Consider the following 478-nt stretch of genomic DNA (forward strand, 5'->3'; position numbering starts at 1 on the left):
GCGCCACTACGCGCACGTCGACTGCCCGGGCCACGCGGACTACGTCAAGAACATGATCACCGGTGCGGCGCAGATGGACGGCGCGATCCTGGTGTGCTCGGCCGCTGACGGTCCGATGCCGCAGACGCGCGAGCACATCCTGCTGTCGCGTCAGGTCGGCGTGCCGTACATCGTCGTGTTCCTGAACAAGGCCGACATGGTGGACGACGCCGAGCTGCTCGAGCTGGTCGAGATGGAAGTGCGCGAGCTGCTGAGCAAGTACGAGTTCCCGGGCGACGACACCCCGATCATCTCGGGTTCGGCGCGCCTGGCGCTGGAAGGCGATCAGTCGGAGATCGGCGTGCCTGCGATCCTGAAGCTGGTCGACGCGCTGGACACCTGGATTCCGGAGCCGGAGCGCGACATCGACAAGGCGTTCCTGATGCCGGTCGAGGACGTGTTCTCGATCTCGGGTCGCGGCACGGTGGTCACGGGCCGT

1 protein-coding gene is annotated in these 478 nt (G+C 66.7%); it reads left to right on the forward strand.

Annotation, left to right across the window (positions count from 1 at the left end):
- Nucleotides 1–478: GTP-binding protein (locus tag ABE505_RS17085; protein WP_346445856.1), on the forward strand; the 478-nt coding region annotated here is incomplete at both ends.

Origin of the sequence: Luteimonas sp. TWI382 (assembly GCF_039674545.1) — a bacterium.
Lineage (GTDB): Bacteria > Pseudomonadota > Gammaproteobacteria > Xanthomonadales > Xanthomonadaceae > Luteimonas.